At 39.4% G+C, this 17881-nt stretch carries 13 protein-coding genes, 2 tRNA genes and 1 rRNA gene; 10 read left to right on the forward strand and 6 right to left on the reverse strand.

Annotated features, from left to right (window positions below; translation table 11 throughout):
* Window positions 1–80: 80 nt before the first annotated feature.
* The 4 genes from rrf (at window position 81) to IPMB12_RS04965 (ending at window position 896) form a co-directional block, all read left to right on the forward strand.
* Window positions 81–196 (forward strand): 5S ribosomal RNA (gene rrf, locus IPMB12_RS04950).
* Window positions 197–245: 49 nt separating this feature from the next.
* Window positions 246–322 (forward strand) — tRNA-Asp (locus IPMB12_RS04955).
* A gap of 9 nt (window positions 323–331) precedes the next feature.
* Window positions 332–407, forward strand: a tRNA-Trp gene (locus tag IPMB12_RS04960).
* Window positions 408–557: 150 nt separating this feature from the next.
* Window positions 558–896, forward strand: coding sequence for a DUF413 domain-containing protein (locus IPMB12_RS04965; protein ID WP_166915513.1), 339 nt, complete (start codon window positions 558–560; stop codon window positions 894–896).
* A 26-nt stretch (window positions 897–922) separates the two neighbouring features.
* On the opposite strand, the gene IPMB12_RS04970 is transcribed toward IPMB12_RS04965, so the two are convergent.
* From IPMB12_RS04970 to znuC, 3 genes are all read right to left on the reverse strand, one after another.
* Window positions 923–2446 carry a YifB family Mg chelatase-like AAA ATPase gene (locus tag IPMB12_RS04970; RefSeq protein WP_166915515.1) on the reverse strand — a complete coding sequence of 508 codons (1524 nt, stop codon included), beginning with the start codon at window positions 2444–2446 and terminating at the stop codon, window positions 923–925.
* Window positions 2447–2591: 145 nt separating this feature from the next.
* Window positions 2592–3380, reverse strand: a complete 789-nt coding sequence (gene znuB / locus IPMB12_RS04975) for a zinc ABC transporter permease subunit ZnuB (protein WP_166915518.1) — start codon at window positions 3378–3380, stop codon at window positions 2592–2594.
* Window positions 3373–4131, reverse strand: a complete 759-nt coding sequence (gene znuC, locus IPMB12_RS04980) for a zinc ABC transporter ATP-binding protein ZnuC (protein ID WP_166915520.1) — start codon at window positions 4129–4131, stop codon at window positions 3373–3375. Before znuC ends, znuB begins: the two co-directional genes overlap by 8 nt.
* 80 nt (window positions 4132–4211) lie before the next feature.
* On the opposite strand from znuC, the gene znuA reads away from it, so the two are divergent.
* From znuA to lpxM, 3 genes are read left to right on the forward strand one after another with little or no spacing between them, the layout of a single operon-like run.
* Window positions 4212–5177 (forward strand): zinc ABC transporter substrate-binding protein ZnuA, encoded by a 966-nt coding sequence (znuA, locus tag IPMB12_RS04985; protein WP_407704072.1) that lies wholly within the window; start codon window positions 4212–4214, stop codon window positions 5175–5177.
* Between the two features lie 15 nt (window positions 5178–5192).
* Entirely contained in the window at window positions 5193–6584 is a 1392-nt protein-coding gene (mepM, locus tag IPMB12_RS04990; RefSeq protein ID WP_166915524.1) for a murein DD-endopeptidase MepM, read from the forward strand.
* A gap of 10 nt (window positions 6585–6594) precedes the next feature.
* Window positions 6595–7533 (forward strand): lauroyl-Kdo(2)-lipid IV(A) myristoyltransferase, encoded by a 939-nt coding sequence (gene lpxM / locus IPMB12_RS04995; protein WP_166915526.1) that lies wholly within the window; start codon window positions 6595–6597, stop codon window positions 7531–7533.
* Between the two features lie 8 nt (window positions 7534–7541).
* Here the strand turns inward: lpxM and sfsA are convergent, their stop codons facing one another.
* On the reverse strand, window positions 7542–8252 hold the full coding sequence (gene sfsA, locus IPMB12_RS05000; protein WP_166915528.1) for a DNA/RNA nuclease SfsA: 711 nt from the start codon (window positions 8250–8252) through the stop codon (window positions 7542–7544).
* Between the two features lie 93 nt (window positions 8253–8345).
* Between sfsA and mrcB the strand changes: the two genes are divergently transcribed.
* Window positions 8346–10697, forward strand: a complete 2352-nt coding sequence (gene mrcB, locus IPMB12_RS05005) for a bifunctional glycosyl transferase/transpeptidase (RefSeq protein ID WP_166915530.1) — start codon at window positions 8346–8348, stop codon at window positions 10695–10697.
* 19 nt (window positions 10698–10716) lie between these two features.
* Window positions 10717–11526, forward strand: a complete 810-nt coding sequence (mutM, locus tag IPMB12_RS05010; protein ID WP_166915532.1) for a bifunctional DNA-formamidopyrimidine glycosylase/DNA-(apurinic or apyrimidinic site) lyase — start codon at window positions 10717–10719, stop codon at window positions 11524–11526.
* Between the two features lie 272 nt (window positions 11527–11798).
* Here the strand turns inward: mutM and IPMB12_RS05015 are convergent, their stop codons facing one another.
* Together IPMB12_RS05015 and IPMB12_RS05020 are read right to left on the reverse strand one after the other, a co-directional pair.
* Window positions 11799–12773, reverse strand: coding sequence for an ornithine cyclodeaminase family protein (locus IPMB12_RS05015; protein ID WP_166915534.1), 975 nt, complete (start codon window positions 12771–12773; stop codon window positions 11799–11801).
* A 33-nt stretch (window positions 12774–12806) separates the two neighbouring features.
* Window positions 12807–13691 (reverse strand): sulfite exporter TauE/SafE family protein, encoded by an 885-nt coding sequence (locus IPMB12_RS05020; RefSeq protein WP_166915537.1) that lies wholly within the window; start codon window positions 13689–13691, stop codon window positions 12807–12809.
* Between the two features lie 267 nt (window positions 13692–13958).
* Here IPMB12_RS05020 and purL point away from each other — a divergent pair, with 267 nt between their 5' ends.
* A complete protein-coding gene (gene purL, locus IPMB12_RS05025; protein WP_166915539.1) occupies window positions 13959–17849 on the forward strand; it encodes a phosphoribosylformylglycinamidine synthase in 3891 nt (1296 codons plus the stop codon).
* The last annotated feature ends 32 nt before the right edge of the window (window positions 17850–17881 follow it).

The following is a 17881-nucleotide window of genomic DNA, read 5'->3' on the forward strand; positions in this document are numbered from 1 at the left end:
TATGTTGATATGGGGTAGCGCAGGCTATCGAGAGTATCATGACTCAGCTTGTTTTATGTTGAAGAGACAGACGGAATATGTCTGGCTGCGATAACGCAATGGTCCCACCTGATCCCATGCCGAACTCAGAAGTGAAACGTTGTGGTGCCGATGGTAGTGTGGGGAGTCCCCATGTGAGAGTAGGGAACAGCCAGGCTTTTAAATATTTATAGTACCATTAGTAATTAGTACATACCTTATACGGTGGAGCGGTAGTTCAGTTGGTTAGAATACCTGCCTGTCACGCAGGGGGTCGCGGGTTCGAGCCCCGTCCGTTCCGCCAATCTTTCCTAGGGGCGTAGTTCAATTGGTAGAGCACCGGTCTCCAAAACCGGGTGTTGGGAGTTCGAGCCTCTCCGCCCCTGCCATCATTTATCCGATTTGTTTCATTTTTAGTCAATCAGTAATTTAATTATCAATAATAGTCAAAATCCTATTTACAGATTACTTTCCTTAATTATAATTCCGCCCAAGTAATATTTTCTTGTTAGACCCTAACTTAATCGAAAGGCAAAAATATGGCAGAAAGTTTTTCAACAACCCATCGTTTCTTTGATAACAAAAACTACCCAAGAGGCTTTTCTCGTCATGGTGATTTTACAATAAAAGAATCTCAGATTTTAGAAAAATTCGGTTACGCCTTCAATGAGCTGGAGTCTGAAAAACGTAAGCCTGTAACAGATGAAGAGAAGTCATTTGTACAAGTCTGTAAAGGTAAAAAGGAACCATCTACAGATAATGAAAAAGTATGGTTAAAGTATCTGAAATGTATTAATAAACCTAAACGTTTTCATACATTATCTGGGGGTAAACCTCAGGTTGATCCGGGTGAAGATTTTTCTGATGTTGATGATTAATTGTAGTTATTAATTAATCATAATTATTAACCAATATTCTTGTGTAGTTGTTGTAATAATCTGTCCATAGAACGATAACTTAAGGCTTCAGCCAGATGTTCTCGTTCTATGATGTCACAATCAGACAGATCGGCTAATGTTCTGGATACCTTCAAAATTCGATGCCATGCTCTGGCAGATAACCCTAATTTGATTAAAGCATTTTCAAGAAAGGTTGCATTGCTATTTGACAACTTACAATAAAGTTCGATCTCTTTACTGGTTAAATTGGCATTGATTTTATTGTTTCTGTTCAATTGTTTTTGTCGGGCGCGCATTACCCTTTTTTTCACATCAACAGTACTTTCTCCAATCACTCTTTCTTGACTGAGCACACCTTTAGGTAATAATGGTACTTCAATAGATAGATCAAATCTGTCTAAAAATGGTCCTGATAATCGATTTAAATATCTCATTACCTGCTGTGGTGAGGTTCTGTTATGAACTCCCTGATAATGTCCGGTTGGACTTGGATTCATCGCTGCAATGAGTTGTACTTTAGCCGGAAATTTAATCTTAGCATTAGCTCTGGAAATAATAATTTCTCCTGATTCTAATGGCTCTCGTAGCGCATCCAGTACTTTACGATCAAATTCAGGTAATTCATCTAAAAACAACACTCCATTATGCGCCAGAGATACTTCGCCAGGTTTTGGAATTGCACCACCTCCGACTAGTGCAGCCATTGATGCGCTGTGATGAGGTGAGCGAAACGGTCGTTTACGCCATTGTTGCTTGGTATGAGGTAAGTTAACCAGGCTGGCTATGGCTGCACTATCCAGAGCTTCATTATCATTTAATGGTGGTAATAAAGAAGTGAGTCTGGTTGCCAGCATGGTCTTACCTGTTCCGGGAGGGCCAATCAACAATAAGTTATGCCCACCACTAGCTGCAATTTCTAAAGCCCGTTTAGCTTGTTCCTGACCGATAATATCCTGTAGATTATCCTTCTCATCATTATCTGTAGGAATAGCAAAATATTCAGCTACTGGGAGTTTTATTTGATCTGTCAAAAATTCACAAATTTCTGTTAATGTCTCAGCTATAAAATTATTCGCATCATGAACTAGTGAAACCTCTGACGAATTTTCTAATGAGAGTATTAATGCTCTTTTTGAATTTCTGGCCGCGATAGCAGCAGGTATTGCACCTTTTATACCACGAATTTGTCCGGATAAGGCAAGCTCACCTAAGAACTCATATTGATGTAATTTATCAACCGGAATTTGCTCTGTTGCAGCAAGTATGGCAATTGCAATAGGGAGGTCAAATCGGCTTCCTTCTTTTGGCAAATCAGCTGGAGCGAGATTAACTGTTATTCGTTTTGCGGGAAAGGTGAAACCAGTATTTATAAGTGCACTTCTGACCCGATCTTTCGCCTCTTTAACTGTGGCTTCTGGTAAACCTACCAAAGTGAATCCTGGCAAACCATTACTAATATGAACTTCAACGTGCACTTCAGGTGCCTGAACACCGATAGATGCTCGGGTATGGATGATGGCAAGGGACATAACTTTATCTCAAAAATAACATCACATAAGATTAACTTACGGTATAGAGTTATTTTGGAGGTAACTGTAAATAGTTCGAGGCTGTTCACAAAAGATTAGTAATCTGATTCAGTATTACATTAAATATTAATAAGCCTGAATGATATCAGGCTTTTTTATAACAAATTATCAAGGTAATAAAGAAGAATAGGGCACTGGTAATAACTACAGATGGTCCGGTTGGGGTATTATAAAAGACAGATAGTGCGAGCCCGCCACAAACAGAAATCATTCCAATAATAGCCGCAAAATAGGCCATTTTTTCTGGTGTTTTAGCATAATACTTTGCTGTTGCAGCAGGGATAATTAATAATGAAGTAATGATTAAAGCCCCAACAAACTTCATCGCCATCCCGATAGTGAGTGCCAGTAATAAAATCAGAATAAGCTTTGTTCTTCTTATATTAATTCCACTGACATGGGCCAGTTCTTCACTAACTGTAATGAAGAGAAAATGACGCCATTGCCAGATAAGTAATGCTAAAACCAGTACGACACCCAGTAAAATCTGATACACATCATTCATTGTTACAGAGAGTAAATCACCAAATAGATATCCCATCAAATCAACACGAATATTGTTCATTAAACTAATGACCACTAAGCCCAGTGAAAGTGCACTGTGCGCAAGAATACCCAGTAAAGTATCAACTGGTAATTGCTGACGTGATTCAAGCCAGGTGAGGCCCAACGCCAGAATTAATGTCACTGCAATAACTGCATAAAAAGGAGCAATGTTAAACAGAAACCCAAAGGCAACACCAAGAAGCGCTGCATGAGAGAGAGTATCCCCAAAATAGGACATTCTTCGCCAGACAACAAATGTGCCAAGTGGTCCGGTAATTGTTGATAAAATGAGTCCTGCTAGCAGGCTAGGGAGTAATAACTCAATCATGGGATTTACCAAAATTATTTAAAGTGATACGGCCTTTAAAGTCGTGACTATGATTATGATGATGATGGTATAAAGCCAGCTGTTGTAGATCTTTAGAACCAAAAAGTGAAATAAATTCAGGATGGTTTGAAACGCGATCAGGAGTACCAGAACAGCAGATATGCTGATTAAGGCAAATCACCTCATCAGTTTTAGCCATCACTAAATGTAAATCATGAGAAACCATTAAAACGGCACAATTGAGTTTATTGCGAGTCTGTTCAATTAAATCATATAAAATAACTTGCCCATTGACGTCGACTCCTTGAGTGGGTTCATCAAGAACTAATAACTGAGGCTTTTTTTGCAGAGCTTGAGCTAACAGTACTCTTTGCATCTCCCCACCAGATAGTTTTTGCATTGAATGATGCAGTAAATGTTTAGCATTAACCAGTTCCAGTGTTGACTGAATATCTTCATCACTACACCATTTGTCCAGTTTCATAAATCGATTTACCGTCATAGGTAAAGAGGGATTAAATGCAATACGTTGAGGGACATAGCCAATAGTAATATTTGGTTCTCTGATGATTTTCCCCTGAGAGGCAGGCTGCAATCCTAAAATCACTTTGACCAGAGTAGATTTACCAGCACCATTTGGACCAAGTAAAGTGATAATTTTACCGGGGATTAAGGATAAGGAAATATTAGAAAGTATCTTTCTGTGATTAAATTCAACAGAGACTTGCTGTAAAGAAATAAGTGTTTTCATAGTAAAAAGATATTTTCATCTTTAAAGTAATTGTTATATTATAACATAACAATTTTATTTGTCATTGTGTTTAAGGTTTTATTATGGAAAAGAATAATTTTTCTAAGTATCTATTTTTATTGGGTAAAATCCTATTTATTCATTTAACATTTAGTGCTTTTTCAATAAATGCACAAGCTAAAATTATTTCTTCCATTAAACCTGTCGGATTTATCACAGAGGCTATCGCTTATGATGTAGTAGAAACCGATATACTCTTACCTGACGGGGCTTCACCACACTCTTATGCATTACGTCCTTTGGATGTGCAAAAGATAAAATCAGCAGATTTGGTTATTTGGATTGGCAAAGATCTGGAGACTTTTTTACCAAATATTCTAAAAAATGTGGATGATAGGGAACAACTTCAATTATTCGGTGTCAAAGGTGTAGAAGCATTATTGTATTCTGATGAAGATGAGCATGATCACGAGCACGAAAATGAAGAGAGTGAACATGAACATGAACATGATCATGAACACGGTGAGTTTGATACTCATATCTGGCTTTCACCAGAAATAGCAAAAGCAGTAGCCGTAGCAATTCACGAGCGATTGTTGATACTGTTTCCTGATAAGAAAGTTCAGCTTGACGCAAATTTAAGCAGTTTCTTGTCACAAGTAACGGAAACCGAACAAGTGATTGCAAAAAAACTCATTAGCGTACAAAATAGCGGGTATTTCGTTTTTCATGATGCATATGGATACTTTGAGCGTCAGTTTGGATTAAAACACCTGGGACATTTCACACTAAATCCAGAGATTCAACCTGGCGTACAAAAGGTGTATCAAATTAAACAACAACTGCTGAAGGAACAAGCTGTTTGTGTGTTTAGAGAACCTCAATTTAACCCAGCTATTATTGATAAAGTGATTAGTGGGACACATGTGCGTTCAGGTATACTCGATCCATTAGGTATGGATATTCCTGTATCAAAAGATGCATATACTCACTTTTTAAATACTTTAACCCAGCAATGGTTAAATTGTCTGAATGATAAAGAATGATATAAGGTATTGTGAGTGCAACAGGTTGAAGCATCCGAGTCGTCGTTAGCTGATAAAAATAAAGTTCCTTATTACGCGATATCGGGTGTTATTGCTTTAACAATTTTATTTGCTGTTCTTTGGAAACCACTTAATCCTGCGCGAGTGGTTCATATACCCTTGAACGGAACTTCTGTGGTTAATGAAGGAACCGTACCTGTCGTTGTCGGTAATGCATCAATTGAAATTATTGAAGACCCTAAAACAGTAACGCCAACTGAGTCTTTGGATCAGCCAACACCAGAAGATGAAATCATTTCGGATGAAATTGATGCCGCTATTGATATCGAAATTGAAGATAATGTTGTTCATTATGTGGTTGAAAAAGGTGACACATTATCTGGAATTTTGACTCAATTTGGAATTAGTCGATCAGATATTTATCTGTTAACCAAGCAACACAAACAGCTGGCTAATTTACGTATCGGACAACAAATTAGCTGGACTACAGATGACGATAAGAGCCTGCAGACATTTAGCTGGATTATTTCACCAAAAAATATTCGTGTTTATGAACGTAAAGGTGAAAGTTTTGTGGAACGTACAGAGACACGAGAAGGTGAATGGTCACAAACGGTTTTAACCGGGACGATTGGTTCTAACTTTGTTGCTGATGCGCGTAGTGCAGGTTTAACGTCAGGTGAAATCTCAACTATCACTAAAGCTTTGCAGTGGCAGCTGGATTTTCGACGGTTACAAAAAGGTGATCAATTTTCTGTAGTCCTGTCTCGTGAAATGTTTGAAAACAAACACGAAAATAGCCAATTACTGGCGGTCAGAATTCAAAATGCCAGTCGTGAATATTATGCAATCTTAGCGGATGATGGCCAATATTATGATGTGAAGGGCCTGAGCCTCTCACGTAGTTTCTTACGTCACCCGCTGGAAAAACCAGCCCGTATTTCTTCACAATTTAATCCTCGCCGTGTTAATCCGGTAACTAAACAGGTTACTTCTCATAATGGAGTGGACTATGCTGTTTCCAGAGGGACCCCTGTTCTTGCTGCCGGTGATGGTGAAGTGGTTATTGCAAAGTATAGCGGTTCAGCCGGTAACTATATTGCTATTCGTCATGGTCGCCAATATTTAACTAAATATATGCATTTAGACCGAATTCAGGTCAGAGCAGGGCAACAAGTTCGAAAAGGCGATCAAATTGGACTATCCGGTAATACTGGACGTTCAACAGGTCCTCATCTGCACTATGAACTACATATCAATGGTAAACCTGTTAACCCGGTTACTGCGACTCTACCTCAATCTGATGGCTTAACTGGTAAGGCTAAAACAACTTATCTGGAATTGGTGAAAACTATTCAGCCTCAGTTAGCATTTACTTCTGAATCTGCTTCATCAACTGGTAATTAGGATTGATGTGATGAAAAAGCAGCAACAAGCTTCGGCAGGATTTATTCCTAAATTTGAATGGGGATTTTTAGCACCTAAATATTGGGGCGTATGGCTTGCTGTTTTATTATTAATTCTACTGGCTTGTATTCCTATTCGCTGGCGAGATCCCTGTTTAGCTAAACTTGGACGATTTGTCGGTCGAAAAGCAAAAAGTGCCAGAAACCGTGCTAAAGCTAATATTGCAGCTTGCTTTCCTGATAAAACACCAGAGGAACAAGAGCAGCTAATTGATGATATGTTTGCAGTGATTATTCCCGTTACTGTATTGCTGGTTGATTTAGTTATCAAACGCAGTAAAGTGAAAATTAACTGGCATGGTTTTGAGTATATTTCTGATGCACATAAGGAAAACCGTAATGTGATCTTCATGGTTCCTCATGGCTGGGCAATTGATATTCCTGCTGTTTTACTGGCAAAAAAAGGTTATGCAATGTCAGGCATGTTCCATCATCAAAGTAATAAACTAGTGGATTGGCTATGGAATAAAGCGCGTATTCGTTATGGTGGGCAAATTCATGCTCGTGATGATGGTATTAAGCCATTTATTCAAAGTATTCGTCAGGGTAACTGGGGATTTTATTTGCCAGATGAAGATCATGGGATTGAACAAAGCGTATTTGTTGATTTCTTTGGCACTTATAAAGCGACGCTGCCTTTACTTGGTCGCTTAATGAAGCTTTGTAAAGCAGAAGTGTTGCCACTATTTCCGTCATATAATCCAAAGACATCTACGCTGGATATCTATATACGTCCACCAATGAATGATCTGCAAGATCAGAGCGATGAGTATATGGCAAAACGCATGAATGAAGAAATAGAGGCCATGGTTCTGCCAAATCCTGAACAATATGCCTGGGTTTTAAGGTTTTTAAAAACTCGTAAACCGGGTGATAATAATCTATATTAATCAATGGGTTATAATTCGACCGGAATTGATTTTTCAATATAAATCTCTTTAGTATCAATATGTGTTTTATAACACAAAATTTCTACACCTTGCTCATGTGCCAGTTTAAGTAATGCTGCGTATTTGGGATCAATATGTTTGGCAGGCGTAAAATACTCCACTCCGGAATGTTGAATTAAAAAGAAGATTATGGCTCTTTCACCTTGCTCAACAATTCTGATTAACTCTCTTAAATGTTTTTGACCACGAGTCGTTACCGCATCAGGAAACATTCCTGCTTTTGTCTGTTCATCAAACAGTGTGACCGATTTGACTTCAATATAACAGGCAGGTTTATTATGATCTTGTAATAATAAATCAATACGGCTATTTTCATCACCATAACGAACTTCGCTACTTAATGAATCATAATCAGTTAATTCTGGTATTTTATCGTTTTCAATCGCTTCCTGAACAATATGATTAGCTCTGGCGGTATTAATACAGATTAAATGATTGAGCTTAGTTTGAGTCAGCTCCCAACTGGATGGATACTTTCGGGTTAAGCTACCAGAATCCCAGTACCAAACGGTATCACCCGGCTCAGCGCAACCAGACATTGAACCTGTATTGGCACAATGAATAGTTATTATTTGGTTGGATTGAGTAGTAACATCGGCTAAAAAACGTTTATAACGTTTGATTAAATGTGCTGATTGTAGGGGATAAGAAAATAACAAGGGACGCCTCAATATCTATTTTATGTGTTATCATAATACTATTATTTTATTAGAAAATAGCAATCAGTTAGTTAAAACCAATATAATTTACCAATGAAGAAACAAACCGTAAAGAGCTCATCGCGTACAAAGCCTGCAAAGAAACCAGCAAAACGAAGTTTTAAGCGTCGGGTTGGCTATTTTCTATTAAAAGTTTTTTTAATTATTGCGGCAATCACCATTATTTATGGTATTTATCTTGACCAAAAAATCAAAGAACGAATTGATGGTAAAGTCTGGGAGCTCCCTGCGGCTGTTTATGGTCAAATTGTTAACTTAGAACCAGGTTCAGCTTACACTCAGGATGATTTAATCTCTATTTTAAATGGTGCACAATATCGTCAGGTATTGACCGCAACTCGCCCGGGTGAATTTGTGGTAGTGAAAAACGCGATAGAGATCTACCGTCGACCATTTATTTTCCCTGATGGGGAAGAAAAAGCCTTTAGAGCCAGAATTACTTTTACTAATAATCAAATTTCTCAGATTCATAATATTGAAACCGGGCGTAATTTTGGTTTGTTCAGAATTGATCCTAAGCTGATTACTATGATGCGTTCAGCTAATGGTGAACAACGTTTATTTGTCCCTTTAAAAAATTATCCAGAGTTTTTAATTAAAACCTTGATTGCGACAGAAGATAGACGTTTTTATGAACATGATGGTATTAGTTTATATTCTATTGGACGAGCTATCGTTACTAACTTTAGTTCCGGCAGAACGGTTCAGGGCGGTAGTACGCTGACTCAGCAATTGGTAAAAAACTTATTCTTAACTAATGAACGCTCTTATATTCGTAAAATTCGTGAAGCGTATATGTCCATCATTTTAGATGCCAGATATAGTAAAGAGCGGATTTTAGAGCTATATCTTAATGAAGTCTATTTAGGTCAAAGTGGTGATGAAGAAATTCATGGATTCCCGCTGGCTAGTCTCTATTACTTTGGCCGACCGGTTGATGAGTTAACACTAGATCAACAGGCACTGCTCGTTGGGATGGTAAAAGGGGCATCTTATTATAATCCGTGGAGCAAGCCTGAGCGGGCAATTGAACGCCGTAATGTGGTATTAAAACTACTTGAGCAGCAAGAATTAATTGATCCAGAGCTGTATGAATTATTAAGTAAACGTCCACTGGCTGTTTTACCTAAAGGTGGGGTTATCTCTCCACAACCAGGGTTTATGCAACTGGTTCGTCGTGAACTACGCCAAAAGCTGGGTGATCAGGCTGATAATTTATCAGGGATGAAAATCTTCACAACTTTTGACCCTGTAGCGCAAGACGCAGCAGAACGTTCTGTGGTTGATCATTTAGAAGCACTAAGACAATCCAGAAATCAGGCTGATCTTGAGGCTGCAATGGTTATTATTGACAGACAAACAGGTGAGATTCGGGCTGTGATTGGTGGTTCACAGCCACAATATGCTGGTTTTAACCGTGCATTGCTTGCCCGTCGGCCAATTGGCTCGTTAATCAAACCTGCGACATATTTAACCGCACTAAGCAATCCGGATCGCTACCGTTTAAATACTTGGCTGGATGATAAGCCTTTATCTATTCGTCTTGATAGCAAAACGGTGTGGGAACCTAAAAACTTTGATAAGCAATATAGAAATCAAGTGATGATTGTGGATGCTTTAGCATATTCACTAAATATTCCGGCGGTGAATCTTGGAATGGAGCTTGGTATGGCGTCAACAGAGAACACTTTAAAATCAATGGGTGTTCCGGGTAATGTCATTAAATCTGTGCCGGCACGCTTTTTAGGTTCTATTGAATTAACTCCACTTGAAGTCGCTCAGATGTATCAGGTTATTGCCAATAATGGTCAGCAGTCTCCTTTATCCGTACTGCGTTTTGTCATGGGGGAAAAAGGTGAGACTGTTTATCAAAGCTATCCGCAGGCACATCAGGCAGTATCTGCTCAGGCCGCTTATCTGACTTTATTTGCGATGCAACAAGTGGTTGAGTATGGAACAGCTAAATCACTAAATCAGAAGTTTTCTCAGTATCAACTGGCCGCCAAAACAGGTTCAACCAATGATTTAAGAGATAGCTGGTTTACCGGTGTGGATGGTAAAGAAATTGCAGTTGTCTGGGTTGGTCTCGATAATCACCAGCCTATGCAATTAACCGGTTCAACGGGGGCTTTAACCATTTATCGGGAGTATTTAAATAACCATCCACCACAACGCTTAACACCAGTAGTACCGCCTAATATTCAACGTGTTGGTGTTACCCGTCAGGGGGATTGGGCTTGTTCTGGTCCTGTTGCCCGCACATTACCGGTATGGAGTAGTAATATCCAGGCATTGTGTGCAGGTAGGCCACAAGCCGAACCTCAGCCAGAGTCTCGGCAAAGTGAAGAAGCACCGGATTGGTTAAAAGAGTTATTTAGTCAGTAATCTATTTTGAGAGAGAGCTATGCCAGAATTACCAGAGGTTGAGACGAGTCGACGAGGGATTTTACCTTACATTAAAGGACAAAAAATTGCGGATATTGTTATTCGTCAGCCTCAATTACGTTGGCTGGTACCAGAAGAGATTTCTGAAGCCAAAGGCCAGCTCATTGTTGATGTTCATCGCAGAGCAAAATATCTACAGCTGGAATTGACTCATGGCTGGATTGTTATCCATCTAGGGATGTCAGGCAGTTTGCGTATTTTAACTACGATGCAGCCACCACAAAAGCATGACCATATCGATCTTATTTTAGAAAATGGTACTGTTTTGCGTTATACCGATACCAGACGTTTTGGTGCATGGCTTTGGGCCGAAAAGCTATCTGATATTTCTCAACTTAAACATTTAGGGCCAGAGCCTCTCAGTAATGATTTCACTGCTGAATACTTACAGGCACAAGTTGCCAGTAAAAAGATTCCGGTAAAAAATTGGATCATGGATAATCATGTTGTAGTAGGTGTTGGTAATATTTATGCCAGTGAATCACTATTTATGGCTAAAGTGAATCCTAACCGACCAGTTAATACTTTGAAAAAACAAGAGATAACTCGTTTAGTCAAAGCGATTAAAGAGGTCTTAGCTAAATCGATTGAGCAGGGTGGAACAACGCTAAAAGACTTTTTACAGTCAGATGGTAAGCCCGGATATTTTGCTCAACAGTTACAAGTATATGGTCGACATAATGAGCCCTGTTTGCTCTGTAAAACAGTGATTAAATCTCAGAAAATAGGACAGCGTAATACTTTTTTTTGTGAGAACTGTCAAAAATAAACTTTCCTTGTTGTTAATAACAAGGAAAGCTTTGTTTTAGCTATAAAGTTGTAGTGCTGTTGCCCAGTAAATGAAAGGTAATTTAGGGTGAAATTGTTCCAATATGGTCTGAGATTCTGTTAATGGTTTCATCATTATTCCTATTTGTCGTGATTGATAAACACAGAATAAAGAATCTTAAGAAGAGATAACAACCGATTTTCTGACAACTAATTTTTAAGATAAATAATAGCCAGATAATTTAGATCTCTGGCTATTATTTTTATATCAAATTAGATTTCAGTGCCAATCCCCATTTTTTTAGCTTTAAGATAAATATCATAGCCTACAACCACATCTAAAACCGCGGAACCTACCGTTTTAAATAAAGTTACTTGTTCATCACTTTGACGACATTTTTTCGGATCAATCACTAAATCACCTAGCTCAAAAAAATCAGCCTTACTGACCAGACCATGATTAATTGGATCGATAATGTCACCCGCTTCAGCAAATACGCCGTCTTTAGTGTCAAGTACACGAATGGCAGCGCGTTTTACGACGCTTTCAGGGATTTCATGCATCTCTGGTGTATAAGAACCAACACCATTCACATGAGCTCCTTTTTTAACCAGTTCACCTTTAAATGTTGCAGCTTTAGACGTTGTAACAGAGGTAATGATATCAGCCTGAGCAATATCTTCATCCAGATTAGTTGATGCATAGATATTTACACCAAATTTAGCAAACTTAGTCGACATGTTACTGGCAAAGGTTTTTGCTCTCTCAAGATCGATATCAAAAATAGCTACTTTTTTCAGTGGGCGAACAGTTAACATCGCCTCTAGTTGTGAAGCAGCCTGACCACCAGAACCAATCAACACAGCGTTGGCAGCATCTTTTCTGGCCAGTAAGTCTGTGCCTGCGCCTTGTACTGCGCCTGTTCTGAGTTGAGTTAAATATGTACCATCAATTAAAGCGCATACTTCACCGGTTTCTGGATCCAGTAACAAAACTTGTGCCGGGACTGAGTTTTTACCAATTTTTGGATTATCTGGGAAAACAGACACAATTTTTATACCCGATACATCGAGTTCTTTAATATAAGCTGGCATAAATAGATTTTGACCTTTTTTAGCATCAAAATTAATTCTGAGTGGTACTTCTGTTAAACCTTGTGTGTACATTCTCAGAGCTTGTTTGTCCGCTTCAATTGCATCTTTCATTGTATAAACTTTTTGAATATCTACCGCATTCAGGACTAACATAGTTTCCTCCTTACTCAATAATAAATATATTCTTTAACTTTGTGAGGCTTGTTTACTCTTATAGCTATCATACAACATGCTAATACCACTATAAGCAAGCACAAGGGCTACTACCCATTGCAGCATTGAAACATTAAGAGACTTAACGATAAAGACAGCACAAAGTACACCGATAACCCCAACAGTCGAAGTCAGTAAAGTAATTTTACGGGCGTATTCACCAAATTTAATAAACTGCATACTGCCAACAGGAACTGAGAAAGTACAAGCACCCATCATAATTGGGAACGCTGCCGCCGGATTAAGGCCTAAACCATAAACGGTGACCATGGTGAGTGCATATGAACCAATACCAATATTATTTAGTGCACCAAAGATAAACATACAAACAACAGCAAAGACAAGTTTACCACCAGTTAAACCTATTGCTTCACCACCGGAAGGAATGATATTTAGTTTACCGGCAAGAATAATTAAGGTGGCGATAACTAAGCCCACACCGATAAAGACCCGGATTGTTTGTACCGGCAGTCTGACTACAAATCTTGGACCAATATAAGCACCAAGAACTTGAGCCACAATACATAAAATAAGTGTCAGCATATCGACGTTAATCGCACTAATGTAAGCTAGTGCCATAACTGCAACAGGGAGCACACATTGAGTATTTAATGTACCGGGTAGTTTTTTATCATCAACCCATTTCAATTTTCGGTACAGGACGGTTGAAATAGCAAAGTCAGAAATACCAAAAGTTGACAAGAAGAAGATAATTAAGGAGCTAAACCCCATAGTTACCGGATTTCCGGGTTCCTGAGCTAATTCTGATTTATGCCGGTAGGCATCAAGGATAAAACGAAAAGCAAAAATACCATTTATTATGATAATACAGACAAGGATAACGATGAGCGCAGTCATATAATTCTCCTTTTATTAGGCAATGTAAAACAAATTAACGCTTATTTATTACCAACTTCAATATTACGCCTTTCATTTTCGAATTCCACAGATTTCTACCAGTTATGTGACAAATATTTATCATTATCTGACTATTGATAGAGGATATTATATTAGGTAGAGAAAAGGTCTCAGCAAATAGAAAGAATGTTATTCAAAAAAGCAGCATCTTCCGCTATACTTAGCTACCTAAAATTCCTATCTAATAATCCCAGAAGAGATATTTCTATGGAAATTTTGCGTGGTTCACCGGCTTTATCTGTTTTTCGTACTAACAAGTTACTCTCTCAATGTCACGACCTGAATCTTCCAATTGCTAAACTGTATGCTGAATACGTACATCTGATTGATGTCTCTCATACATTAAATTCAGAAGAACAAGCAAAACTTATTCAATTATTGCAATACGGGCCAAGAATCACTCATCAGGATATAAAAGGGCACTTGCTGCTGGTGATTCCTCGTTTTGGGACTATTTCTCCGTGGTCATCTAAGGCAACTGATATCGCTCATAATTGTGGTTTGAACAAAATTAATCGTATTGAGCGCGGTATTGCTTATCATATTGAAGCAACTAGTGTACTTACACCAGAACAGGTACACACTTTCCAGTCTCTGATTCACGATCGTATGATGGAAATTGTCGTTGATGATTTCCAAAAAGCGGCGACACTGTTTACTAAACAGCAACCAAAACCAGTAAAAACAGTCGATGTTCTGGGGCGTGGTAAAGTTGCTCTGGAAGAAGCCAATATTCAATTAGGTCTAGCCTTAGCGCAGGATGAAATTGATTATCTGCTCAATGCTTTCACTGAACTTAAACGTAATCCAAATGACGTCGAGCTATATATGTTTGCTCAGGCGAACTCTGAACATTGCCGACATAAAATCTTTAATGCAGACTGGATTATTGATGGACAAGCTCAGCCGAAATCTCTGTTTAAAATGATTAAAAATACCTTTGAAAAAACACCAGACTATGTTTTCTCTGCTTATAAAGATAACGCAGCGGTGATGGCCGGTTCTAAGGTTGGTCGTTTCTATCCGGATCAGCAAAGTCACACTTATGACTTCCATCAGGAACAAAATCATATTCTGATGAAAGTTGAAACTCATAATCACCCAACAGCGATTTCACCATGGCCAGGGGCAGCAACAGGCTCAGGTGGTGAAATTCGTGATGAAGGAGCGACAGGGCGCGGTGCTAAACCAAAAGCCGGTTTAGTTGGCTTCTCTGTTTCTAATTTACGTATTCCAGGATTTGAACAGCCATGGGAACATGATTTTGGTAAACCTGATCGTATTGTCAGCGCTTTTGATATTATGATGGATGGCCCTTTAGGTGGTGCAGCGTTTAACAATGAGTTTGGTCGCCCGGCATTATTGGGTTATTTCCGTACTTATGAAGAACAAGTAACAACACATAATGGTACTGAATTACGTGGTTACCATAAACCGATTATGCTGGCTGGTGGGATCGGTAATATTCGTGAAGATCATATTCAAAAAGGTGAGTTTCCGGCAGGGTCTAAACTGATTGTACTGGGTGGACCTGCTATGAATATTGGACTGGGTGGTGGTGCAGCCTCTTCTATGGATTCAGGCCAGTCTGATGCTGATTTAGATTTTGCGTCTGTACAACGTGATAATCCGGAGATGGAACGTCGTTGTCAGGAAGTGATCGACCGCTGTTGGCAGCTTGGTGAGAATAACCCGATTCTGTTTATTCATGACGTTGGTGCTGGTGGTTTATCTAACGCGATGCCTGAACTGGTTAATGATGGCGGGCGCGGTGGCCAGTTTGAGCTACGTAAAATTTTAAATGATGAACCGGGGATGTCTCCGCTGGAAATCTGGTGTAATGAGTCACAGGAACGTTACGTTTTGGCAATTGCTCCGGAAAGCCTTGAACTCTTTGATGAACTTTGTCGTCGTGAAAGAGCACCTTATGCAGTGATTGGTGAAGCGACAGAGAAGAAAGCGTTAGTTTTACATGATGAACATTTTAATGATAATCCTATCGATTTACCTTTAGATGTTCTGCTTGGTAAAACACCAAAAATGTTACGTGATGTTAAGTCATTAACCGCAAAAGGTAAGACGTTTGATACAGCAAAAATCAACCTTACTGATGCAGTAAAACGTATTTTACATCTGCCTGCAGTAGCTGAAAAAACCTTCTTAATCACTATCGGTGACAGAACAGTAACGGGTATGGTTGCTCGTGACCAAATGGTTGGACCGTGGCAAATTCCCGTTGCAGACTGTGCAGTAACAACCGCAAGTCTTGATAGCTACTATGGTGAAGCGATGTCTATGGGTGAGAGAACACCAGTTGCCTTACTTGACTTTGCGGCTTCAGCACGTCTGGCCGTTGGTGAAGCCTTAACTAATATTGCCGCTACCTCAATTGGTGAATTAAAACGCATCAAACTCTCTGCTAACTGGATGGCCGCAGCAGGGCATCCGGGTGAAGATGCTGGTTTATATGCCGCCGTTAAAGCAGTTGGTGAGGAGCTCTGTCCTGCTCTTGGTATTGCAATTCCTGTTGGTAAAGACTCTATGTCGATGAAAACCAAATGGCAGGAAGGTGAACAATCCCGTGAAATGGCATCACCATTATCGCTGGTGATCTCGGCATTTGCCCGTGTGGAAGATGTCAGAAAAACGGTGACACCTGAACTAAAAACGAGTCAGACAAATCGTTTATTACTGGTTGATTTAGGTAAAGGACATAATGCACTAGGTGCAACGGCCCTGGTTCAGGTTTATCGTGAACTGGGTGACAAAACTGCCGATATTCGCAGTGTTGAACAATTAGCTGGCTTCTTTAATGTAATACAAAAGTTGGTTTCAGCAGATCTCTTATTAGCCTATCACGATCGTTCAGATGGCGGACTGTTTGTTACATTAGCAGAGATGGCATTTGCCGGTCACTGTGGTTTAGATATTGATCTTACTTCACTGCATAATGATGATATTGCCGTGCTATTTAATGAAGAGCTGGGTGCTGTATTACAGGTAGCAGAAGAGCAGTTACCTGTTGTGATGGAACTCTTTACACAATATGGTTTAGCGGATTGTGTACATAACATTGGTCTGGCACAAGCAGGACAACAAGTCACTATCCATCGTAATACGCAGGTTGTGTATCAAGAGTCTCGTCTGACACTGCGCCAGTGGTGGGCAGAAACAACATGGCAAATGCAGCGTCTGCGTGATAATCCTGAGTGTGCGGATCAAGAACATCAGGCTAAATTAAATGAACATGACGCAGGCTTAAATACTAAATTAACGTTTGATATTAATGAAGATATTGCCGCACCTTATATCACCAAGGGAGCACGACCTAAGATTGCGATTTTACGTGAACAAGGTGTTAACTCTCATGTAGAGATGGCAGCAGCGTTCCACCGTGCCGGATTTGAATCGATTGACGTGCATATGAGCGATTTACTGGCTGGGCATAAAACCTTGACACCATTTAAAGCGCTTGTCGCTTGTGGTGGTTTCTCATATGGGGACGTGCTTGGTGCCGGAGAGGGATGGGCAAAATCGATTTTATTTAATGAACGCGTACGTCAGGAGTTTGAACAGTTCTTCCATCGTAATGATACGCTATCACTAGGTGTCTGTAATGGCTGTCAGATGATGTCTAATTTACGCGATTTAATTCCGGGAGCCGAGCTATGGCCTCGTTTTGTACGTAATATTTCTGAACGATTTGAAGCACGTTTTAGTTTAGTACAGGTACAAGATAGCCCGTCACTGTTCCTGCAAGGTATGGCTGGTTCTCATATGCCAATTGCGGTATCGCATGGTGAAGGTTTTGTGGAAGTGAAAGATGTTACTCATTTACAGTCACTTGAACAGCAACAACTCGTAGCACTTCGTTATATTGATAATACAGGTCAGCCAACACAAAACTATCCGGCAAATCCAAATGGTTCGCCAAACGGTATTACTGCGGTTACGACTAAAGATGGGCGTGCAACGATTATGATGCCACATCCTGAGCGTGTATTTAGAACTGTGAGTAATTCATGGCATCCGGATAACTGGGGTGAAGATAGCCCATGGATGCGTGTTTTCCGCAATGCACGTAAACAATTAGGTTAATTTTTACTAATACAAATAAAAAAACCATTCTG

The sequence above is a fragment of the Zophobihabitans entericus genome (assembly GCF_011745665.1).
GTDB classification, from domain to species: Bacteria; Pseudomonadota; Gammaproteobacteria; order Enterobacterales; family Orbaceae; genus Zophobihabitans; species Zophobihabitans entericus.